Source organism: Allorhizobium sp. Av2, assembly GCF_021462805.2.
Lineage (GTDB): Bacteria > Pseudomonadota > Alphaproteobacteria > Rhizobiales > Rhizobiaceae > Allorhizobium > Allorhizobium vitis_G.
This window is the reverse complement of sequence record NZ_CP192696.1, coordinates 1,953,495-1,976,340: the sequence shown is the minus strand read 5'-3', so window position 1 is coordinate 1,976,340 and position 22,846 is coordinate 1,953,495. Positions and strand designations below refer to the sequence as shown.

Below are 22,846 nucleotides of genomic sequence, written 5' to 3'. Positions count from 1 at the left end.
AACGGGTAACATGACCATCAATCTGAACAAGCCGGATATTACCGAACTCAAGCCGCGCATTACCGTGTTCGGCGTCGGCGGCGGCGGCGGCAATGCCGTCAATAACATGATCACCGCTGGTCTTCAGGGGGTGGATTTCGTTGTTGCCAACACCGACGCCCAGGCCCTGACCATGACCAAGGCAGAGCGGATCATCCAGCTCGGTGCCAATGTCACCGAAGGTCTCGGCGCCGGTTCGCAGCCGGAAGTCGGCCGCGCTGCTGCCGAAGAATGCATCGATGAGATCATCGATCACCTGAACGGCACCCACATGTGCTTCGTCACCGCTGGCATGGGCGGCGGTACCGGCACTGGTGCTGCTCCCGTCGTTGCCCAGGCTGCCCGTAACAAGGGCATCCTGACCGTCGGCGTCGTCACCAAGCCCTTCCATTTCGAAGGCGCGCGCCGCATGCGTCTGGCCGAAGCCGGTATCGATGCGCTGCAGAAGTCGGTCGATACACTGATCGTCATCCCGAACCAGAACCTGTTCCGCATCGCCAACGACCGGACGACCTTCGCTGACGCTTTCGCGATGGCCGACCAGGTTCTCTATTCCGGCGTTGCCTGCATCACCGACCTGATGGTCAAGGAAGGCCTGATCAATCTCGACTTCGCCGACGTTCGCTCGGTGATGCGTGAAATGGGTCGCGCCATGATGGGCACCGGCGAGGCTTCCGGCCCAGGCCGTGCGCTTCAGGCTGCCGAAGCCGCCATTGCCAACCCGCTGCTCGACGAAACCTCGATGAAGGGTGCCCAGGGCCTGCTGATCTCCATCACCGGTGGTCGCGACCTGACGTTGTTCGAAGTCGATGAAGCGGCAACCCGTATCCGCGAAGAAGTCGATGCCGACGCCAACATCATCCTCGGCGCCACCTTCGACGAAGCGCTGGAAGGCCTGATCCGCGTGTCGGTCGTTGCCACCGGCATCGATCGCGCCGCCAATGCGCTGGAAGCTCGCGGCGCTGAAATGCGCACGATCTCTGCCAAGTCAGCGATTCGTCCTTCCGCTGCCTTCACGCCTGCTGCTGCCGCTCCGGCGCCTCAGCCAGCGCCTGTTGCTGCTGCCCCGGCACCAGCTCCGGTTGCCGCAGCTCCATCGATCTTTGCAACGCGCCCGCTTGATCCGGTCGCCGAGCAGATCCGCAATGCTGAAGCTGAAATGGAACGCGAACTGGAAATCGCTGTCGCCCGTCAGGCCGCCATGCATGCCCAGCCTGAGGTGCAGCAGCCTGCCGCTGCCCAGCCTGCTGACGATTTCCGCCCGCAGAGCAAGCTGTTTTCCTCGTTCGCCGCTGCTGAACAGCCGGTAGCTCGTGCACCGCAGCCAGCGCCTGTCATGCAGCCCGCTCCTGCCGCGCCACAGCCAGCCTTCCGCCAGGAGCCGGTTGCTCCTGTCATGCGCCAGGAACCTGCCGCGCCGGTCATGCGCCAGCCCGAACAGTCCCGCATGCCGAAGGTCGAGGATTTCTCGCCGGTCGTGCAGGCCGAGCTGGACCATCGCAACCAGCCTGCCGCCCAGCAGGCATCCGAAGATCGTGGTCCGATGGGGCTGCTGCGCCGCATCACCAACTCGCTCGGCCGTCAGGAAGACAATGTCGCTTCCGACATGACTGCACCAGCACCGGCAGCCGCCTCGCAGCAGCGTCGTCCGCTGTCGCCGGAAGCAAGCCTCTACGCACCGCGTCGTGGCAATCTGGACGATCAGGGCCGTCAGGTGCCGCAGCAGCGTGCGGCCCATGATGACGACCAGCTGGAAATTCCGGCCTTCTTGCGCCGCCAGTCGAACTAAATTTTGCCTTAGGGAAAGTGGAGCCCGGTTTTCCCGAAAAGACAAACGATACAAAAATCCAGTGTCTGGCGGGTTCAATTTGAACCTGCCAGACACTGAGTCTCTCGCCAGAGATGCGTTTTGGAAACCCGGATCGAACGATCCGGGTTTCTGTTTTTATAATGGCTGTTTCAGATGCTGATTTCTTGTTGAGACAGTGCCGTTAATCCACAGTTTTCCAAGGTTTTTTCAAGGATTCGGTTTCGTAACAATCGGAAAGAAACATTGATTTGGATTGTTGGGTTTCCAAACGTATATCCCTGATAACGAAGAGTGCCAGGCAGACCGATGAGTGGTTGGTTGGCGCTTCAGAAGCGACGAGGCCCGGCGGTTACGCAAGGGTATGGACTGGCAGATGAATAGCCGGTCCAGCCTTCACGGCCTCGGATCGGATTTGAAGACTTGAAAGGTGAATGTTAATGGCAATCGGTTTGTTGAGCTTCCAGACGACTATCGCTCAACCGGTCACCCTGAAGGGGATCGGCGTGCATTCCGGTCAGCCTGTTACCATGAGCTTTCTGCCTGCCGAAGCCGGAACTGGCATCGTGTTCCACCGCCAGCATGCCAATGGTTCCGTTACCGAGCTGAAGGCTGTCGCCTCCCAGGTCGGTAATACCGATCTCAGCACCGTTCTGGGCTCTTCGCCAACCCATTGGGTCGCCACCGTCGAGCATGTGATGGCGGCCATATATTCGCTCGGTCTCGACAATCTGGTGGTTGAGGTCGATGGACCGGAAACCCCGGTCATGGATGGCAGCTCCGCCGTCTATATCGACGCCATCGAGCAGGCTGGCATTGTCAACCTTGGTGTCAAGCGCCGCTATATCAGGGTGATGAAGCCGGTTCGGGTCGACAATGGCGCGTCCTGGGCTGAGTTTCGCCCCTATGAAGGGACGCGCTTTGAAGTGGAAATCGATTTCGATTGCCCGCTGATCGGCCGCCAGTCCTGGCAGGGCGACCTGACACCGCAGAGCTTCAAGCAGGAATTGTCGCGCGCCCGTACCTTCGGTTTCATGCGCGATGTCGAGCGCCTGTGGGCCGCTGGCCTGGCGCTTGGGTCTTCGCTTGAAAATTCCGTGGTGATTTCCGACGACGACAAGGTCGTCAATATCGAAGGTCTTCGCTATCCCGACGAATTCGCCCGTCACAAGACGCTGGATGCCGTTGGCGATCTGGCTCTGGCCGGTGCGCAGTTCATCGGCTGCTACCGCTCCTATCGCGGCGGTCACAAGATGAATTCGCTGGCGTTGAAAGCGCTGCTGTCGGATGCTTCGGCCTATGAAGTGGTGGAAGCGCCCGGCGCACGCAGTGGCAAGGCAAGGGTCCGGGAATTCGTGGCAGTCAATGCACCGGGTTTCGCGCCCTGGACGGCTTGACGATTCGCTGCATCATGTCGCTCGGATTTGGGCTTGGCGAAGTGGTCCATAGAATCAGTTGAATTAAAACGGCGCCGGTAGGCGCCGTTTTCGTGCATTCGGTTTCGGGCATTTCACCTGATGCTACAGCATCGGAGCGAAAGTTAAGAACCGGTTTTCGGATAAATCCGATACGAAAGCAAAAAGCTTACGCATCGTGCTGATTCCGGATTTCTGCTCGATGCTTATTGTCCAAAATAAAACAGCAGATTGTGGCGTTACGCCATAAAAATGCGTTAAAACATCACCATTGCGTTGCCCTATCGTTATCTTTATGGCTAAAACGCCTAGCGGAAGCGATGGCTTTCTAGAAGCACCGCTGCAATCGGGATCTGTCGTATGAGTGAAGTGAAGTCTTCCATGATCAACAAATCAGCGCGGATGCTTGCCGTTTGCCTGTCTATCGCCGGCGTTGCGCCGCTGCTCAGCGCTTGCAATACCGACAAGGATATCGACATTACCAAGCTCGGCGCTGAGACCGATCCGCCGGAGACGCTCTATAATCAGGGTCTGGCCAACATCAAGGCTGGCAATCTTGCTGAAGCGTCGCGTAAGTTCGACGCCGTCGACAAGCAGAACCCGTTCTCAGACTGGTCGCAGAAGGCGCTTGTCATGAGCACCTTCGTCAAATACCGCCAGGGCAAATATACCGAGGCCATCTCGACCGGCACGCGCTACATGACGCTGTATCCGTCGACCAAGGATTCGGCCTATGTGCAATATCTGATCGGTCTGTCCAACTGGCGCCAGATCCCCAACGTGACCCAGGACCAGAAATTCTCGTCTAGGACACTTGAGGCCATGGATAAGGTGGTCAAGAACTATCCGACCTCCGAATATGTGTCCGACGCCCAGGAAAAGATGCGCTTTGCCCGCGACCAGCTGGCCGGCAAGGAAATGCAGATCGGCCGCTATTATCTGGAGCGCAAGGAATATCTGGCCTCGATCCAGCGGTTCCGCAATGTGGTTGAGCAATATCCGACGACCAACCAGATCGAGGAAGCGCTGGCGCGTCTCGTGGAAGCCTATTATGCCATGGGCGTGGTGCAGGAAGCACAGACGGCAGCTGCCGTGCTGGGTCACAACTATCCTGACAGCAAATGGTACAAGGATAGTTTCGAACTGCTGAAAACCGGTGGTCTTGAGCCGCGGGAAGCCCAGGAGAGCTGGATTTCCAGAGCCGGCAAAAAGATTCTGGGCTCATCCTGATTTTCCAGACGGTTTACCCGTCGCCTTCGGAGAGATGTGAACACTCATGCTCGTCCAGCTTTCGATCCGCGACATCGTCTTGATCGAGCGGCTCGACCTTGACTTTTCGGCCGGTCTGTCTGTGCTGACCGGCGAAACGGGGGCGGGGAAATCCATTCTGCTCGACAGTCTATCGCTGGCCCTTGGTGGGCGCGGCGATGGCTCCCTTGTACGCCACGGCGAAGACAAGGGGCAGGTGACGGCAGTGTTCGATGTCGCCATCAGCCATCCGGCCCGCATCATGCTGCGCGAAAACGGCATTGATGACGATGGCGATCTGATTTTCCGCCGGGTGCAATCCGCCGATGGCCGCACCCGCGCCTATGTCAACGACCAGCCGATCAGCGTGCAGCTGATGCGCCAGGCCGGGCAATATCTGGTCGAAATCCATGGACAGCATGATGATCGGGCGCTGGTGGATACCGCCGCCCACCGTCTGCTGCTGGACGCCTTTGCCGGGCTGACCGAAGAAGCGCAGGCGCTGGGCGATAGCTATCGCCGCTGGCGTGAGGCCGAGCGCGCTTTCAAGATCCACAAGGCCAAGGTCGAGGCTGCTGCCCGCGAGGCGGACTACCTGCGGGCCTCGGTCGAGGAGTTGGAAGGCCTCAGCCCCCAGGATGGTGAGGAAGAGGATCTGGCCGAGCGCCGCTCCCGGATGCAGAAATCCGAGCGGATCGCTGGCGATATCGCCGAGGCCAGCGAATTCCTGAATGGCAATGCTTCGCCCGTGCCAATGATCGCCTCGCTGATGCGCCGTCTGGAGCGCAAGAGCGGCGAAGCCCCGGGCCTGCTGGAGGACACGGTCAGCCTGCTGGGGACGGCGCTGGACACCTTGTCGAGCGCGCAGATGGAGGTCGAATCGGCGCTGCGCCGCACCGAGTTCGATCCACGCGAACTGGAGCGGGTCGAGGAACGGCTGTTTGCGCTGCGGGCCGCTGGCCGCAAATATTCGGTCGCTATGGCCGATCTTCCGGCCCTTGCCGAAAAGATGATCACAGATCTCGCCGATCTCGATGCCGGTGAGGAAAAGCTCGGCACGTTGGAAAAGGCCGTGGCCGAAACCAAGACTGTTTATTTCGCCAATGCGCAATCCCTATCGCAGAAGCGCCAGAATGCAGCCTCTTCGCTGGCCGAAGCCGTCATGGAAGAACTGCCGGCGTTGAAGCTGGAGCGCGCGCGTTTCATGGTCGAGGTCACAGCGGATGCCGACAATGCCACCGCCGACGGTATCGATCTGGTCGAATTCCATGTGCAGACCAATCCCGGCACACGGCCCGGCCCGATCATGAAAGTGGCCTCCGGTGGCGAGTTGTCGCGGTTTCTGCTGGCGCTGAAAGTGGCGCTCGCTGACCGAGGCTCTGCTCCGACACTTGTGTTTGACGAAATCGATACCGGCGTTGGTGGGGCTGTGGCCGATGCGATTGGTCAGCGGCTGAAACGGCTGTCGGAGCGCGTCCAGGTCCTGTCGGTGACCCATGCGCCACAGGTGGCCGCCCGCGCCGCCACACATCTGCTGATCTCCAAGGGGCCTGCTAGCGGCAACGCGGAAAAGATCGCCACACAAGTTGCGATGATCGGCCCCGACCATCGCCGCGAGGAAATCGCCCGGATGCTGGCAGGCGCTTCGGTGACGGATGAGGCTAGAGCCGCAGCCGCCAAGCTTCTGGCCGGGGACCATTGACGCCGCCGGATTGCCAATGGATCTTGTGATCCTGTCGTCTCGTCGGGCCTAGAGGAGGAACAATTCCTTAAGTCAGACGTTTGCGCCAATCTTCGTTTCGTCGAATATTGCGCGTTCGCGCGGTTCCATCCCCTTTATACCGGTAAGTGATGCTCGACCTTATCTCCCATTATTGGCCGCATCTTCTTGCCGTGATTTCCACGGTTATGGGTACGGTGGCCGCTGTGCATGCGGCGATGACCAAGCGTGACGTGCGTTCGGCGTTGTCCTGGGTTGGGGTTATCATCCTGTCGCCGATTATCGGTACGCTGATCTATGCGATGGCGGGGATCAACCGTATGCGCCGCGCTTCCTATATGGCGCGCCGGGCATTGCGCCGTAGCCAGATGGAAGGCATTTTGGCCCATTATGCCGTGCCGGAAGGCGATGTTAAGGCAAAATTCGGCGGGCGCTTGGAAGCGCTGCGGCATCTGGGGGAGCGTGTCACCCACCACCCGCTGACATCGGGCAATCGCCTGACACCGCTTGCCAGCGGTGACGAGGCCTATGATGCGATGTGTGCGGCCATCGAGGCGGCGCAGCATAGTATCTTGCTGGAAACCTATATTTTCGACAGGGACAGCGTTGGCCTTCGGATTGCCGATTGCCTGATCGCGGCGCGCAAGCGGGGCGTCGAGGTGCGGGTGCTGATTGATGCGGTCGGGGCGCGCTACAGCGTGCCGAGCATTGTCGGCTATCTCGCCGATGGCGGCATCACTGTCGCTTCCTTCAACGGCAAGGTCATTGTCGGCTTGAGACTGCCCTATGCCAATCTGCGCACCCATCGTAAAATTCTGGTGGTGGATGGCGCGGTCGGCTTCTTCGGCGGCATGAATATCCGCGAGGCCTTTGCAGGGCCGAATGCGGCCCGCGATACGCATTTTCATGTGACCGGGCCTGTCGTCGCCGAACTGTTTTCAGTGGCCGCCGACGACTGGCATTTCGAAACCGATGAAGCCCTCAACGGCGAAGCCTGGCAATTGCATCTGGCCGCCGGTGAGGCAGGTGAGACGCCTTACGCCCGCGCCGTGGTGTCCGGGCCGGATGCGCATCTGGAAAGCAATCACCGGGTGCTGACCGGGGCGTTTTCCGTCGCCGAACGCTCCATCCGCATTCTGTCGCCCTATTTCCTGCCGGACAATATTTTCCTGTCAGCACTGGCCACGGCGGCTCGGCGCGGGGTGACAGTGGAAATTATCGTTCCCTCGAAAAACAATCTGGCTGTCGTCAGCCATGCGATGAATGCGCAATTCGAGCAGATTATTCGGGATGGCTGCCGGATCTTTCGCTCCACCGGACCGTTTGATCATTCGAAACTGCTTGTCATCGATGATAAATGGGCCTTTGTCGGTTCATCCAATCTCGACGCCCGGTCGCTGCGGCTGAATTTCGAGATTGATCTGGAGGTCTATGACGATGATTTTGCCCGCTTCGTGGCGAGCCTGATGGACGAAAGCCTGGAAGGAGCCGAGGAGGTGACGCTGGAAAGCCTGCATGCGCGTCCTTTCCTGCTGAAACTGATGCAAAGAGTGCTGTGGCTGGGCTCGCTGGCTTTGTAAAGCGGGTGGACATCGGCCTTCCGCCTCCTATTTTTTGAGTGAGCATGAAAAAGCAAACCCATTCGCTCCGAACGCAAATGTTGACCTCGCTGCGCAATCGCCGCAGCCGTCCCCTGACGTCCACCGCGGGTGGGCGGGAAGCGGAGACGCCCGGGCTTCTGGTGGCCTCCTACAATGTGCACAAATGCGTCGGCGTCGATGGCCGGTTCGACCCGGAACGGATTGCGCATGTGATCCGCGAAATCGGTCCTGACGTGATCGCCCTTCAGGAGGCGGACCAGCGTTTCGGCGAGCGCAACGGGCTTCTCGACCTTTCCCGCTTGCAAGGCGAAACCGGTTTGACCCGCGTCCCGGTCGCTGGCCTAACGAAAAGCCACGGTTGGCGGGGCAATGTGCTGCTGTTTCGCGAAGGCGTGGTGAGGGATGTCCATCCCTTCGTGCTGCCGGGGCTGGAGCCGCGCGGCGCCGTGGTGGCGGAAATCGAATTGAGCGGCGGGCGTGAGCTCAGGATCATCGCCGCCCATCTCGGCCTGTTGCGCTGGGCGCGCCGCCAGCAGGCGGATTTCATCCTGAAGCTGATGCGCGAGCGGGCAGATTGTCCGACCGTGCTGATGGGGGATTTCAACGAGTGGCGGGTCGGGCCGGGCTCGGCGCTGACCCGGCTGGAGCCGCTGTTTGGCCCGCTGCCGCCGCCTGTCCCCAGCTTTCCGGCCCGGCTGCCGGTTCTCGCACTGGACCGGATTATGACCAACCGCCCCGGCCTGATTGCTGACATGCAGGTGCATGACAGTCCGCTGGCGCGGCTTGCCTCCGACCATCTGCCGCTGAAAGCGTGGATCGATCTGGACAAGACGGTAGAAGCTGTCGGATGAGAGTTTTTAATCCGGAAATTTTCATTTAAGACCGGACAAAGACCATAGTCAGGAGACAGTCATGGCGGATGCATTGATCCCGGTCGAAGACCTCAGCGAAGAGCAGGCCGGGCAGGAACTCATCCGGTTGGCCGCCGCTATTGCCCATCATGATGCGCTTTATCACGGTAACGACCAGCCGGAAATTTCCGATGCTGATTACGATGCCTTGAAGCGGCGCAACGATGCCATCGAGGCGCGGTTTCCGACTTTGGTGCGCAGCGATAGTCCGTCGCAGCGGGTGGGTGCGGCACCTGCCGGGATTTTCTCGCAGATCACCCATGCAAGGCCGATGCTGTCGCTGGACAACACGTTTTCCGATGAGGATGTGGCGGATTTCGTGGCCTCGGTCTATCGCTTTTTGGGCGTGATGCCGGATAATTCCATTGCCTTTACCGCCGAACCGAAGATCGATGGCCTGTCGATGTCTATCCGCTATGAGAACCGCAGGCTCAAGACGGCGGCGACGCGCGGCGATGGCACGACGGGCGAAAATGTCACCGCCAATATCCTGACCATCAAGGACATCCCGACGGAATTGCCCGCTGATGCCCCCGATGTCGTGGAAGTGCGCGGCGAGGTCTATATGGCGAAAAGCGACTTTCTGGCGCTGAACGCTCAGATGGAGGCCGAGGGCCGCCAAACCTATGTCAACCCGCGCAATACGGCTGCCGGGTCGCTGCGCCAGCTCGATGCGAAAATTACCGCCAGCCGCAAGCTGAAATTCTTCGCCTATGCTTGGGGGGAGATGAGCATCATGCCTTCAGATACCCAATCGGGCATGGTCGAGACCTTTAAGCGTTGGGGCTTTCCGGTCAATCCGCTGACCAGACGGCTGACATCCGTGGAAGAGATCATCACCCACTACCGCAAGATTGGCCTACAACGCGCCGATCTGGATTATGACATTGATGGCGTTGTCTATAAGGTTGATCGGCTGGATTTGCAGGCGCGGCTCGGCTTCCGGTCGCGCTCGCCGCGCTGGGCGACAGCTCATAAATTCCCGGCGGAACAGGCCTTTACCAAAGTGGAGGCCATCGACATCCAGGTCGGCCGTACCGGCGCACTGACACCGGTGGCGCGGCTGGAGCCGATTACCGTCGGTGGCGTGGTTGTGACCAATGCGACCCTGCATAATGCCGATTACATCGAGGGTATCGGCAATGGCGGCGAGCGTATCCGAGAGGAAGGCCATGACATTCGCATCGGCGATACTGTCATCGTCCAGCGGGCCGGTGACGTCATTCCGCAGGTGCTGGATGTGGTACTGGAAAAGCGCCCTGAGACCTCGGCGAAATATGAATTTCCGAAAACCTGCCCGGTTTGCGGCAGCCATGCGGTGCGCGAGAAGAACGACAAGACCGGCAAGCTGGATTCCGTGACCCGCTGCACGGGCGGCTTTGTCTGCTCGGCGCAGGCCAAGGAGCACATCAAGCATTTCGTATCCCGCAATGCCTTCGACATTGAAGGGCTTGGTACCAAACAGGTGGATTTCTTCTTCGACAGTGAAGACCCAGCTTTGATGATCCGCACTGCGCCGGATATTTTCACCCTCAAACAGCGGCAGGAAGCCTCTTCGCTGACCCGACTTGAAAATATCGACGGTTTTGGCCGGGTCAGCGTCCGTAAACTGTTCGACGCCATCGATGCGCGCCGCGAGATTGCCCTCAACCGCTTCATCTTCGCGCTCGGCATTCGCCATGTCGGCGAAACCACCGCCAAGCTGCTGGCCCGCTCCTATGGCTCTTACGCGGCGTTTGCCGAGGCCATGCAGGAGGCCGCCCCGAAATTCGGCGAGGCTTGGAATGAGTTGAACAGCATCGATGGCATCGGCGAAGTGGTCGCCGCCTCCATGGTTGAATTCTTCAAGGAGCCCCGCAATCTCGAAGTCGTCTCCCGTTTGCTGAAGGAAGTGGCTCCGCTGGATGCAGAAGCCGTTACGGCAAGCAATAGCCCCGTGGCTGGAAAAACCGTGGTGTTCACCGGTTCACTGGAGCGCTTTACCCGCGATGAGGCCAAGGCCAGGGCCGAAAGCCTCGGTGCCAAGGTGGCCGGGTCAGTTTCGAAAAAGACCGATTATCTGGTCGCTGGCCCTGGCGCCGGCTCCAAGCTGGACAAGGCCCGTGAGGTGGGCGTGACTGTCATGACCGAGGATGAATGGCTGGCGCTGATTGGTGGGTGATGCCAGGGCTGGTGTTGGGCCCTACAGCGCCGTGCGCACCATATGGCGGACAAAGGTTCGCTTTTTATACCTACTGCATCATTCCTTAAATCCTCTCCGATTTAAGGAATGATGCAGTAGGAAGGCCGTGGCCTGACAAATCTCTGTTCCAGCACTTCGCTTCCCCACTGGTTGCCAGTGCGCTCCTCGACGCAAACAAAACCGTGGCTTTCGTACAGATGTCGCGCCGCCGTCAGGCCGCTGAACGTCCATAGATGCGTTTCTTCAAAGCCTTTCTCATCCGCAAAGGCGAGGGCGGCGGAGAGCAATTGACGCCCGACGCCTCCGCCGCGCAAGCCATCATCGATGATGAACCATCGCAGATGGGCTGTTTTGGCACCCAGATCCTCGCCATCGATGGCGATGGAGCCGACGATTTCACCTGCTTGCATGGCAAGCCAGATGGCATTTTTCGAGCTCTCCAGGCGATTGCAAAAGTCGGCGAGGCCAGTGGCGACAACGCATTCGAAATGCAGGCCGAAGCCTGCTGTTCGCGCATAGTAGAGCGCATGCATTTGCGTGATACGGGCAATGAGGCCCGGTCTATAGCCTTGGACAATTTCAACTTCGGGTGCGGTCGCGTTGCCTCGATTGGAAAGGGCCTGAACATAGAGCCGAAGTCCGTCAAGAATCCTGCGATTGTCGTGGGGTTGCAATCGGTTCAGAGCATTTGAAACCTGATGACGCGCGAACGCATGAATGGTTTGGGTTCGCTTTTGTCCGCTCTCGCTCAAGCGCAGCCGCTTGATCCGGGAATCGTCCTTATCCACTTCTTCCAACAGATCACCGGATGAAATGAGCCTGCGGAGCATCCGGCTGACGCTAGATTTCTCAAGGTGAAGACTATGCCCGAGGTCGCGGGCGGTGATACCAGGACACGCATCGATCTCGATCAAAGCATGCACCGCCGAGGGCGGAAGATCTGTTCCGGCAAAAGCCCCTCCCATGAAGCCGAGCTCACGGACCAACTGGCGTGATGAGGCGCGAATAGCTTCGAGATGTGAATGGTCTTGCATCAAACCAGTTCCATATTGGTTGCATGATGCAACTTTACTGGCATGTGCTATTTGCCGCAAGCGTTTTTGTTTTGGAAAGTTTATTTGCAGAATAGACGATTGCCCTCAGGGTTTTGTCGCTTTATCCTAATTGCGACATTGTTGAAAATTTTTTGAGGTTCGATATGGGACGGCCAAATTTTAATATTGCGTGGGCAGCTTCAATGCGGATTTACGATCCGCAAACGTCAGGAGCCAAGGTTTCTGAAGTCATTGGTGGAAATGTCGCAAAAAATGTCAATAATCCCAATCCGGTTGCGCGTTGGAGCAATACTTGCGCAGTCAGAATGAGCTATATTTTAAACTATTCCGGCATGCACCTTCCGCATATCGCTGCCCAAACGGTTTCTGGTGCAGACCAGAAATGGTATTTTTTTCGCGTGAAAAATCTGATTGATTATCTTGAGAAAACCTGGGGTAAGCCAGAGGTGGTTCAGTACCCTCCGTCTAATGGAGGTACGCTTGCGGGAAAAAGAGGCGTCATCCTTTTCGAGGTGTCAGGTTGGAGCGACGCGCAGGGACATGCGACGCTTTTTAATGGAACAGTTTGTTACGATCATTGCTATTTTAATGAGCCGGGAGTGGCTTACAAAACAGACAAGGCAAATTTCTGGAGTTTGCAATGATGTCCCGTTTGCTTCTTCTCGGCTTGGTCAGTCTTTTTGTTAACACCGAGATCGCGGCCGCTAAGGACTTTGCCGTTGGTAACGGGCCTCAAGCGGCTGGTCGCAGCTATCTTCAGAATTACAAAGACATGGTTTTGGCCACCTGCATTTCCAATGCCTATAAAGAGGATAAGGGCGCGTCAGTCGATGCGGGGAGCAGTGTGAGCGCGCTGAGGGACTGGACATATTACGATATGGACAAAAGCCCTGATGACATGAAGGCTTTGATCGAAAAATTTCTGACGAAAAATTACAGCAACCCGCTCGCTGAATCGGAAGTCAAAGGTGTGAAATTCGATTTCTTGAAGTGCCTCGATCTGTATCACAGCAAGGAATTGAACGATCAGGCGAAAAAATATGTTGTGAAGCCCAGTCATACCTATCGGCAGGATAATCAATCAAAAGGTGATTGAGCTAATGAAAGGCCGCCGGGAACATGGTCCCCGGCGGCCATCAGTTTATTGGAAGCAGGCGCAGTCGCTGTATTTGGCCGGGTCCATGGTCCGGGCTATGGCGTTGACGGCGCAATAGGCTGAGGTGACGGAGCCTTCCTGCCAGCCGGGCAGGTAGCTCCAGGTATCGCCCGCGCAGAAGAAGTGGCCGTTTTTCTCGAAGGTGGTGATCTGCTGATAGGCTTCGTTGTCTGTCGTTGCCGTATCCGACGCCCATCCGCCGACCTGGTGTGGCATATATTGCCAGGCAATGGAGACGCCGCGATAGACCTGGTCGGTCTTTCCCGGATGCAGCAGGCCAAGTCCCTTGCGGGCTGTTTCAACGCGCTGGGTATTGTTCAGCTTGGCATAGTCTACCGCCAGCGGTCCACGGTTATAGGCGCCGGTCAGCACGCCGGTATGGGCGGTGAAATCCTCGGAAGGATACCAGATCTGGCCGATAATATCGGTTGTCCAGGAAATACCGCCATAGATTTCACTGTCGGTTTCCCAGAAACGATCCTTGCCCTGCCAACCGACCTTGATGGCGGGCGTCCAGAGATTGGGGGTCTTATCATTCCAGTTGCCGGTCTTGGAAAAGGCCTCAAGGCCTTTGCGGAAGTCGGGCGGGACCGGGTAATCGCCAATGATGGTGTTGAGCAGGGAAGGCGCCATGGTGGAAATGCAGAAATCGAACTGGGCCTGTTCGGCTTTCCGGCCAGCCGTTTCAAAGGTCACGACCACTTTTTCACCAGCGGACGCGATCTTCGACGCTTTGGTCTTGAGCATCACCAGATGGCCGACTTTGGGGTGGCGAGGTTTGCTGCCCTTTTTCCACAGGGCGGTCGTCGGAACATCCTGAATCAACAATTGTTGCCAGATCCGGTCCATGCCGCCAACCGGCTGCATCAAACTTGGCTGCCAATCCGTGTTGAAACTGTTGAACAGGAAGGAGCCGGGCGTCAATTCCGGATTGGCCGTGGGATCGCCAACGAAGCCCGAATCGAGGATTTTTTCGAGCCCGATGGCATCCCGCGTCTTTGGCGCATCGCGCCAGCCGCCGGGCAGATGGCTGAAGCCGACGCGGGTCGTTGTCTGGATCTCGCCGGTGCCTGTCAGGTCGCCGAAAACACGGTAAAGATCCTTGAGCTTTTCACGGGTCACGGCATTGGTATCGCCCTGCAAAAGCACGCCTTCTTTCGTCACCTTGTACATCATCGCCGCCATTTCACTATAGAGGCTGAATGTGGCCTGGGCGAAGGATACCGGCGCGCCGTTGTTGAACTCTTTGCTTTGCATCAGGTTGGACATTGACTGGAAGAAGTAAGGCTCCAGCGAAACGCCGATTTCCTGGCATAGTGCGATGAGATTGACATGGTTTGAGGGAATACGGCCCGGCCCGGCATTCAGGTAGAGCTCGACAGGCTTGCCAGCATATTTTTTCGCGGCCCAGGCGTCGTCCATGAACTGGCAAATTTGCAGGTCAGGTGCCGGGCTGTCCGCTGTCTCCTGATAGCGGTCCACATACATCTCGGAAAATTCCTGGGTGCCAGGATAGTTCTTGAACCACCAGCTCTTGTAGTGCTCATTCGTCGGCCGAACGGTCAGGCTGCGGCCGCCATAGCGGTTGTCGGCCTCGAAGACCTGAACGGAAAAGCCGCTTCGGGCCAGCGTCAAGGCAGCCGTCAACCCGGCAACACCGGCACCGAGGATGGCGACGCTTTTGCCTTTGCCGAAACCGGTCGGCAGATTGGGCTTGCTGGTCTGGTAGGCAGCTTGGGCAGTGCTGAAACCGGTGATGAGAGACGGAGCCGCAAAAGAACCGGCCAGGGCTGTCATGCCGCGCAGCAGCGTGCGGCGGGAAATCGAGTAAGACATCGCAATCCTGTCATTGAAGAGAGGGTGGCGAGCGGCCGGGAACGTCATGATCAAGGTCGGCTCGATCGGAAAAAGAGCCCCTTCCTTCATGGAAAGGAGGACGAAATTTTCTGTGAAATTTCGAGGGTGCTCCTGCGCTCTGCGTCCAGCAGACAGCACAAATCTACAACCTCCAGCAGTAATCATGAAGTATCTAAAATTCACCGTCAACTCTTGATGGACGGAAAGGATAGACTATTTTTGGTTGCAATGTCTGGTCTTGCACTTGGGTGCGGTTGTCGAAAAAACAAGCCTTCAACGCAGCAGCCCGGAAATCAGGGGTGATTTCCGGGCTGCTGACCTATCAAAATGGTTGGTACTCATCAGCCTTTCGGCTTGAAGTTTTTCTTGGCGCCACCAGCCGGGCCTTCGAACTTGCCCTTTGGCTTGCCTGCATAAGCGGGCTTATCGCTCTTTCCGGCATAAGCTGGCTTGTCGCCCTTGCCCGCATAAGCTGGTTTGTCACCTCTAGGCTTGCCCGCCCAATCGGCCTTGGGCTTGTCCCAGCTGCGGGTGTCGCCAGCGGCATTGGATTTTTTCTTGAAGGAAGAGGCAGGCTTGGGGTTGCCCCAGACATCGTCATCGGCCTTGGCCAGGTCGTCCTTGTAGGGGCGGCGTTCGGTGGCTTCGGCCTTGGCGGCATAAGGCTTCTTCTCGCCTTGGGCGGCGCGCGGCTTGCGCTCGGCAAAGTCGCTGTCATCGCGTGGCGGGCGGGCCGCACGTTCCTTTGGCGGCGCGTTGAAATCCGGCATGCCGGGCAATTGCTTGACGATAATGCCGCGTTCCAGAGTCTTGTTGGGGCCAAGAGCCGTCAGGAACTGGTCGAGATTGGCCTGGGCAATTTCCACGAAGGTTTCTTCCGGCTGCATTTTGATCGCGCCGATTTCGTTCTTGGTGATATTGCCGTTGCGGCACAGCATCGGGATCAGCCAGCGCGGCTCGGCGCTCTGGCGGCGGCCGACCGACAGCGAGAACCAGACGCTGGGGCCAAACTCGCTGCGCGGACGCGGCGGGGTGTTCGGCTCATAGGTGTCATTCTCGCGGCGCGGACGTTCCGCCTGGATCTTGACCTCCATCAGGTCTTCCGGAGCGGACCGGGTGCTGCGATAGGCGCGCAGATAGGCGGCAGCGATCTTGTCGGCACCGTGGGCCTCCAGCAACCGGGCGATGGTGGCGGATTCTTCCTCGCTGATCGCTTCGCTGAAAACCGGATCGGCCAACAGGCGCTCATCGTCACGGGCAATCACTTCATCGGCGGAGGGCGGCTTGACCCAGGCGGCCTGGACATTGGCACCGCCCAGAATGCGTTCGGCCTTGCGGCGCTGGCTCATCGGCACGATCAGCGCCGAAACGCCCTTGTTACCGGCGCGGCCTGTGCGGCCTGAGCGGTGCAGCAGGGTTTCGGAATTGGTCGGCAGATCGGCATGGATAACCAGTTCCAGGCCTGGCAGGTCGATGCCGCGGGCCGCAACGTCGGTGGCGACGCAGACCCGGGCGCGACCATCGCGCATGGCTTGTAGCGCGTGGGTGCGCTCGCTCTGCGAAAGCTCGCCCGACAGGGCCACGACGGAAAAGCCGCGATTGTGCAGGCGGGCGGTCAGATGGTTTACATTGGCGCGGGTGGAACAGAACACGATGGCGTTGCGGGCTTCATAAAAGCGCAGCGCGTTGATGATCGCGTTTTCCTTGTCGGCAGGCACGGTCAGCATGGCGCGATATTCGATATCGATATGCTGCTTCTGCTCAGAAACGGTCTCGATACGCTTGGCATCGCGCTGATAGCTGCGGGCCAGATCGGCGATGGAGCGCGGCACGGTTGCCGAGAACATCAGGGTGCGGCGCTCGTCCGGCGATTCCTTCAGGATGAATTCCAGATCCTCGCGGAAGCCGAGATCCAGCATTTCATCGGCTTCGTCCATCACTACGGCGCGCAGGCCGGAGAGGTCGAGGGCGCGGCGGGTAATATGGTCGCGCAAGCGGCCCGGCGTGCCGACGATGATATGCGCGCCACGTTCCAGCGCCCGGCGCTCGTTGCGGATGTCCATGCCGCCGACACAGGTGGCGAAAATCGCGCCGGTGTTTTCATAGAGCCATTCCAGCTCACGCTGAACCTGCAAGGCCAGCTCGCGGGTCGGTGCAATGCACAGCGCCAAAGGCTTGACGGCCCGACCGAAACGGTTCTCGCTACCCAGCAGGGTTGGGGCCAGCGCCAGGCCGAAAGCCACTGTCTTGCCGGAGCCGGTCTGGGCCGAAACTAGCGCATCCCGGCCTTCGAGATCGGTATCGATCATCGCCTGCTGAACGGGGGTGAGGGTGGCATAGCCACGTTTGCGCAAGGCCTCGGCAATCGCCGGGACGATGCCGTCATAATCGGTCATGGGGGTCATCTCTCGAAATGTCTGTCTTCAGGTCGCGCAAAAAGCACGACGCCCGCCGATTGCGGGCATGTTTGGGCTGTTCCTACCCTCCAAACCACGGAAAGTACAGGGGGACGGTTGAAAAAGGGGTGAAATGGTGAAGAGGGGGCAGACGAGCCCCCCATCATCCGCCGTTTAAACCCGCACTCGCGCCATGGCATAGGCATCGACAAAGGCGCCAGCCCGGAAGGCAAAGGCGCGGTGGGTGCCTTCACGGATGAAGCCGAGGCGTTCGTAAAGGGCGATGGCGGCGGCATTGTCGGTAAACACTGTCAGCTCCAGGCGACGAATGTTCAGCCAGTCCTCGGCAATCGCCACCAGCTCGCCAACCAGCGCCCGGCCAATACCGCGCCCCTGATAGGCATCGTGAACGCCGATGCCGAGACTGGCCGTGTGGCTGCGGCGACCGATGCCCTGCATGAAGCCTGCATTGCCAACCACGATATCATCCATCACGGCGACCAGCGATACGCCGTTTGCCTGGCGGTTTTCGATATATTGGCGGACATCCTGCTCCGCTGGATAGGGCAGGCGTAGCGTACCGGCGCGCACACCGGGCAGGCTTTGCAGGGCGGCAATGCCAGCGGCATCATCAGGCGCTTGGGCGCGAATGAGCAGTCCATCCGGCCAGCTTGCATTTGCTGCCACAGGGACGTTTGTGGCCGGAGGGGCATTTGCAGCAACGGGCGAGGCGGGTGGTGCGAGAGAGGAATTGTCCGGCATGGCTGATCTCCAGGTGAGGCGAGGGAGCAGCGGTGCTTTCAAAACCCTGCTCTACTCGGCAGGGTTTGTGGGATGATCGCTTTTACATCGTGACGATGTGACGACGGCCCCACGTTCCCTGCGGAACGGTGGTGAGGACGGTCATCAGATGGGTCGAGCGATTTGCGGTCATGTGATGAATTGTCCCGCACGACATGACGCATGTCAAGACATCCGGAGGTATCGATACGAAAAGGCGTTTTTCTCTTCGATCTACAATTTAAACTGCACATTTATTAGCAATATTTAAACAACTATCCTCGAAAACTAACGGTTATATTAGCGTTCGTATTCGCTCAATCATCTCGATTGCACAGACGGCAAATGCCCTCGCTTGGCTATTGATGGAGTAAGACAGCATGGCACGATTGAGCCTTTCCCGCAGCCTTGCGCTTTTCGGAGCCAGCCTGTTTCTCGGGCTTTTACTGTCCAGTGGCATTATGTTTTATGCTTTGGTGACACTGAAGGTGAATGGGCCGGTCTATGAGCGGATTGTGTATGCCAAGGACATGATCGCCGATATCCTGCCGCCGCCGCTTTTCGTCATCGAGGCCTATGTGGCCGCAGTGGATGCAGGCGCCGAGCCGCAAAGGCTTCAGGCCAATGCCGAGGAGCTGGCGCGGCTGCGGGTAAGCTTTGACACGCGTATTGCGTTCTGGCACGGCGTGACGCTGCCGAAGGCACTGGACACTCTGCTGCGCAATGAGGTGGAACCCGCGAGCGCCATCTTTTGGCGGGAAGTGGAAACCGTTCTGCTCCCGGCCTTGAAAGCGGATCGCGCTGCCGATGCCGGGCAAAGTCTGGTCAAGCTGCGTACGCTCTTTCTGGCGCAAAAGGCCGCGGTAGAAAAGCTGGTGCAGGCCTCCAATGAAGATCTGCAGACCGTGGAACGCGAGGCAGCGTCGAAATCCATGGCCTGGCAGATGCTTGCCGGCACGGCGACGGCAGTTTCCATCCTCGTTCTCTGCGTTGGTCTCTATGCTTTCCGCCGCTCCGCCATCGGGCCGATGCAGGACTTCCAGCGGTTCATGACAGTGCTTGCGGAGGGGAATTTCGATCTGACCGTACCGTTCCTGAACCGGCATGACGAAGTCGGAAAAATGGCGAGAGCCGGTGCCGTGCTGCGCGAAGCCGCTATCGAGCGGCGGCGTATGCGCGAAGCCGAACGGATGCGCGCCGAAGCCGACCTGCAACAGGGGACGGAGCGATTGGCAGAGCAGGCTGTGCAGGCTAAGGCGCTCAAGCATGTCGTAGACGATCTCGGCGCGGCGTTGGAGCGGTTGGCGCAATTCGATCTGCGCATGACGCTCGATCATCCTTTTGCCGAGGATTTCGAACCGCTCCGGGTCAATCTCAACAAGTCTCTCGGACTGTTCCAGGCGACCGTTGCGGATATCCTGGGCAAGGTGGAATATGTGAAAGCTAACTCCGCTGATCTCTACAACCAGGTATCCTCGATTGCCGAGAGAACCGAAAGCCAGTCTGTGGCTCTGAAGCAAGCCGCTGCGGCGATCAGCCAGATCAGCGGCAATGTCGATGTCAATTCGTCGCGGAGTGCCGAAACGAAGGGCCAGACGATTGAGGTGCGTGGTGCCGTGGAACGTTCGTCCACCGTGGTGCAGCAGGCGGTGGCGGCTATGTCCCGGATCGAGGATGCTTCCGGCAAGATTGCCTCAATCACCGGTGTTATCGATGAAATCGCCTTCCAGACCAATCTGCTGGCCTTGAATGCCGGCGTGGAAGCAGCCCGGGCCGGAGAAGCGGGCAAGGGCTTTGCCGTTGTGGCGCAAGAGGTCCGCGATCTGGCGCAGCGCTCTGCCAATGCCGCCAAGGAAATTGACGCCTTGATATCGACCTCCAGCGCCGAGGTTACGCAGGGTGTCGAACTGGTGCGGCGAACCGGGCAATCCTTAAGCGAAATCCAGAACCGGATCACGGGGATCGCCGTCGGCATTGAGGCGATCGCCGACAGTTCCGCATCACAATCCGCCAGCCTCAAGGACATGACCGACATGGTCCGGCAAATGGACCAGATGACCCATGAAAATGCAGATCTGGCCAATGCCTGTAGCGGCACAGCTCACACGATGAGCGACAGTGCCGAAGGGCTGAAAAAGCTCGTCGACCGCTTTCTTCTGGCTGACAGGCAAGGCGGCGTCACGACGGGACGGCGTGATCGGGCGGCATGATAGGCGTTCCGCTCGCTCGGTTGTACCATCCTTGACTCTTGCGTGTCAGCTCGGATCAGGAACCGGACACGGCGCGTCTCGTCACCTGACATAGCCAGTCCTGCATCAAGGCCAGATCCCGTTCCTGCGGGTCCCAGCCGTGGCCGCAGGGCAGAAGATGATAGGAGGTCGGTGCCCCGGCCGCCACGAGTTGCGACGCGAGGATTGCTCCGTCTTGAGGGGTGCGACGGCTGTCGGTTTCGCCTGATATGACCAGCACCGGACAGGTCACGGACCGAGGAAAGGGTGAAGCCGGAGCCGGTGATAAACCCCGCAGCAGAATGGCGCCCTCGATCAAATCCGGAAAATCGCGAAGAACGGCTGCGGAGAGAATTGCGCCGTTCGAATATCCGATCAGGATCGGCTTTCGCTCAGTGAACCGTTGCGTCAGGCTTTCGAGCAGCAAGCTGATTTCGCTGGCGGAGCGCGCCAGGTCGGCCAGATCCAACGTTCTATCTGGATTGCGCCGGAAAAATGCGTATTTGCCTTCCCAGATGATATTGCCGCGCATACGGACGATGGGCGAGCCGGGGCCGATGCGTGCCGGAATGTCTCCCCAGCATGTTTCATCCTGGCCACTGCCATGCAGCATGACGATTGGGCTGCCGGTTTCATCCGGTCCGTCTATTTCGCAGTGGAATCCGGAGATTTTCGACATGCCCGTCCCTCCTCACATTGCTCGAATCGCTCTCGCACCATAAAGGGGATCGATGTCAACGCCATTGCAGCCCAAAATCATCGCAATCGATTTCGAGACCGCCAATGAGGAGCGCGGCAGCGCCTGTTCTGTCGGTCTGGCCTTTGTCGAGGACGGGCAGGTGGTGCGGGTGGAGGAGCGGTTGATCCGGCCAAAGACCATGCGGTTTTCCTCCTTCAACATCGCCATTCACGGGATCAGGCCTGATCATGTCGAGGATGCGGGTGAATTTCCCGAAGTGATGGACGAATTCGCCGATGATTTCTCGGGCGCGATGGTGGTGGCGCATAATGCTGCCTTCGATCTGTCGGTATGGCGGGCAAGTTGCGATCTCTATCGCCAGCCCTATCCAAGCCTGTCTTATGTGTGCAGCGTCAAGCTGGCGCAGAAGGTCTGGCCGCATCTGCCCTCCCATCGGCTGAATGTGTTGGCGGCGCATCTGCAATTGTCCTTCCGGCATCACAATGCAGCCGAAGATGCGTCGGTTTGCGCGCAATCGGTGATTGCGATGATGGAGCGCCGGGGCGTGCAGGACCTGGGCGAGCTTGCTGGCATGATGGGGATTTCCATCGGACGGCTGTTCCCGGGCGGGTATCAGTCCTGCTCGGTCCGCAAGCCAGCGCGGGTTTCGGCTTGACGGTTTTTGGCATGGCATTGCCGCGCATCTTGTAACGTGATGGCGAAAGCATATCTCTGACTGAGTATTTCTCGGAGGCTGTTATGCTCAAATCACCCAAGCTGCTGTTCGCCGCTGCTTTTGCCGGACTTCTTGGTACGCCTGCCATGGCCGATGTGGTCGGCAAGGTCGGTGTAGACTGGGTGGGCAATGATATCGTCGTCGAGGCGGTGGCCGATCCGCAGGTGAAAGGCATTACCTGCCATGTCACCTATTTCGACCGTTCGCTGATCGACCGGCTGCATAAGGGCAATTGGTTTGAGGACCCCTCCAACAATTCCATCGCTTGCCGCCAGACAGGGCCGATCGAGATTGGCGATATCAATCTGTCAAAAGGCGGCGAGGAAGTGTTTCGCCAGGGCCGGTCGCTGATCTGGAAGACGCTGGTCGTCAACCGGATCTATGACAAGGATAATGACACGCTGGTCTATCTCATCCACTCCCGGCAGGTGGTGGACGGATCCGCCAAAATGGCGATTTCGACCGTGCCACTGTTCAATCAGAGCGTAACCTGGAAAAATGGCAAGCCCTGATTGTATGGCTTGCCCTTGACGAATGCCGAGGCAAATACCAAAAAAGGTCAGGATTCGCACCGGGTGGGCCGCGAATTCGGGCGTGTCACGGCTTTATTGGCGCGGCCTTATGGTGCAGATTACTCCCCAGCGGGGGCGCTGGGGAGTTGCAGCGTCATGGGTCTGTTGTAACGCTTTTGTCTGCGGATCGTCTGTTCCTTAAGCCGTTACCGGCTTGAGAGCGTTTCCGATAACGTGACGGTTGTTACGAAGCTCGTGATCTACCGCTTGTCTGCCGAGGCCGTTGATCCTTCTCCTGGGATCACCAGTCTGGAGATGTTGAAAGTCGCCTCCATGCCACCGGGGTGGACTTCTATATTCGAGAGTCTGTCCGGTTCAGATTGAACCAGACAGACTCTCGATTGTTTTGTTCTCAACTGTCTTTCTCGAAAATCAGGTCCACTTTTCTTACAGCTGAGCTCTGAGCTGTATGCTCCATCTGGGCAGACAGGTTTGCCAGTCTGTCTGGCGTCTCGGGGCGTGCC

General features: G+C 58.7%; 17 protein-coding genes. 12 read left to right on the top strand and 5 right to left on the bottom strand.

Features of this window, described 5'->3' with window-relative positions:
* Positions 1 to 10: 10 nt before the first annotated feature.
* From ftsZ to ligA, 7 genes are all read left to right on the top strand, one after another.
* Positions 11 to 1,828 (top strand): cell division protein FtsZ, encoded by a 1,818-nt coding sequence (gene ftsZ / locus FS819_RS09500; RefSeq protein ID WP_156546352.1) that lies wholly within the window; start codon positions 11 to 13, stop codon positions 1,826 to 1,828.
* Between the two features lie 458 nt (positions 1,829 to 2,286).
* Positions 2,287 to 3,243, top strand: a complete 957-nt coding sequence (gene lpxC / locus FS819_RS09495; protein WP_156546350.1) for a UDP-3-O-acyl-N-acetylglucosamine deacetylase — start codon at positions 2,287 to 2,289, stop codon at positions 3,241 to 3,243.
* A 378-nt stretch (positions 3,244 to 3,621) separates the two neighbouring features.
* Positions 3,622 to 4,491, top strand: a complete 870-nt coding sequence (locus FS819_RS09490; protein WP_015916496.1) for an outer membrane protein assembly factor BamD — start codon at positions 3,622 to 3,624, stop codon at positions 4,489 to 4,491.
* 46 nt (positions 4,492 to 4,537) lie between these two features.
* Entirely contained in the window at positions 4,538 to 6,211 is a 1,674-nt protein-coding gene (recN, locus tag FS819_RS09485) for a DNA repair protein RecN (protein ID WP_156546347.1), read from the top strand.
* A 149-nt stretch (positions 6,212 to 6,360) separates the two neighbouring features.
* Positions 6,361 to 7,809 carry a cardiolipin synthase gene (gene cls, locus FS819_RS09480; RefSeq protein ID WP_156546345.1) on the top strand — a complete coding sequence of 483 codons (1,449 nt, stop codon included), beginning with the start codon at positions 6,361 to 6,363 and terminating at the stop codon, positions 7,807 to 7,809.
* A 44-nt stretch (positions 7,810 to 7,853) separates the two neighbouring features.
* Positions 7,854 to 8,681, top strand: coding sequence for an endonuclease/exonuclease/phosphatase family protein (locus FS819_RS09475; RefSeq protein WP_156546342.1), 828 nt, complete (start codon positions 7,854 to 7,856; stop codon positions 8,679 to 8,681).
* A gap of 61 nt (positions 8,682 to 8,742) precedes the next feature.
* A complete protein-coding gene (gene ligA / locus FS819_RS09470) occupies positions 8,743 to 10,902 on the top strand; it encodes an NAD-dependent DNA ligase LigA (RefSeq protein ID WP_156546339.1) in 2,160 nt (719 codons plus the stop codon).
* 101 nt (positions 10,903 to 11,003) lie between these two features.
* Here ligA and FS819_RS09465 read toward each other — a convergent pair whose 3' ends face one another.
* Positions 11,004 to 11,957: a bifunctional helix-turn-helix transcriptional regulator/GNAT family N-acetyltransferase gene (locus FS819_RS09465; RefSeq protein ID WP_156546336.1), complete on the bottom strand. Its 954-nt coding sequence runs from the start codon at positions 11,955 to 11,957 to the stop codon at positions 11,004 to 11,006.
* Between the two features lie 164 nt (positions 11,958 to 12,121).
* Here FS819_RS09465 and FS819_RS09460 point away from each other — a divergent pair, with 164 nt between their 5' ends.
* Positions 12,122 to 12,622 carry a type VI secretion system amidase effector protein Tae4 gene (locus tag FS819_RS09460; RefSeq protein WP_156546333.1) on the top strand — a complete coding sequence of 167 codons (501 nt, stop codon included), beginning with the start codon at positions 12,122 to 12,124 and terminating at the stop codon, positions 12,620 to 12,622.
* Positions 12,619 to 13,074 carry a type VI secretion system amidase immunity protein Tai4 gene (locus FS819_RS09455; protein ID WP_156546330.1) on the top strand — a complete coding sequence of 152 codons (456 nt, stop codon included), beginning with the start codon at positions 12,619 to 12,621 and terminating at the stop codon, positions 13,072 to 13,074. The genes FS819_RS09460 and FS819_RS09455 overlap by 4 nt, the downstream gene beginning before the upstream one ends.
* 45 nt (positions 13,075 to 13,119) lie before the next feature.
* On the opposite strand, the gene FS819_RS09450 is transcribed toward FS819_RS09455, so the two are convergent.
* From FS819_RS09450 to FS819_RS09440, 3 genes are all read right to left on the bottom strand, one after another.
* Positions 13,120 to 14,970: a flavin monoamine oxidase family protein gene (locus FS819_RS09450; RefSeq protein WP_234624597.1), complete on the bottom strand. Its 1,851-nt coding sequence runs from the start codon at positions 14,968 to 14,970 to the stop codon at positions 13,120 to 13,122.
* A 362-nt stretch (positions 14,971 to 15,332) separates the two neighbouring features.
* Positions 15,333 to 17,387, bottom strand: a complete 2,055-nt coding sequence (locus FS819_RS09445) for a DEAD/DEAH box helicase (RefSeq protein ID WP_156546324.1) — start codon at positions 17,385 to 17,387, stop codon at positions 15,333 to 15,335.
* A gap of 174 nt (positions 17,388 to 17,561) precedes the next feature.
* Positions 17,562 to 18,149 carry a GNAT family N-acetyltransferase gene (locus tag FS819_RS09440; protein ID WP_409050020.1) on the bottom strand — a complete coding sequence of 196 codons (588 nt, stop codon included), beginning with the start codon at positions 18,147 to 18,149 and terminating at the stop codon, positions 17,562 to 17,564.
* 398 nt (positions 18,150 to 18,547) lie between these two features.
* On the opposite strand from FS819_RS09440, the gene FS819_RS09435 reads away from it, so the two are divergent.
* Positions 18,548 to 20,377, top strand: a complete 1,830-nt coding sequence (locus tag FS819_RS09435; RefSeq protein ID WP_156546321.1) for a methyl-accepting chemotaxis protein — start codon at positions 18,548 to 18,550, stop codon at positions 20,375 to 20,377.
* A gap of 55 nt (positions 20,378 to 20,432) precedes the next feature.
* Here the strand turns inward: FS819_RS09435 and FS819_RS09430 are convergent, their stop codons facing one another.
* Positions 20,433 to 21,074: an alpha/beta hydrolase gene (locus tag FS819_RS09430; RefSeq protein ID WP_156546319.1), complete on the bottom strand. Its 642-nt coding sequence runs from the start codon at positions 21,072 to 21,074 to the stop codon at positions 20,433 to 20,435.
* A 52-nt stretch (positions 21,075 to 21,126) separates the two neighbouring features.
* Between FS819_RS09430 and FS819_RS09425 the strand changes: the two genes are divergently transcribed.
* Both FS819_RS09425 and FS819_RS09420 read left to right on the top strand, forming a co-directional pair.
* Positions 21,127 to 21,750 carry a 3'-5' exonuclease gene (locus FS819_RS09425; RefSeq protein ID WP_156546316.1) on the top strand — a complete coding sequence of 208 codons (624 nt, stop codon included), beginning with the start codon at positions 21,127 to 21,129 and terminating at the stop codon, positions 21,748 to 21,750.
* A gap of 83 nt (positions 21,751 to 21,833) precedes the next feature.
* Positions 21,834 to 22,322, top strand: a complete 489-nt coding sequence (locus tag FS819_RS09420) for a CreA family protein (protein ID WP_156546313.1) — start codon at positions 21,834 to 21,836, stop codon at positions 22,320 to 22,322.
* The last annotated feature ends 524 nt before the right edge of the window (positions 22,323 to 22,846 follow it).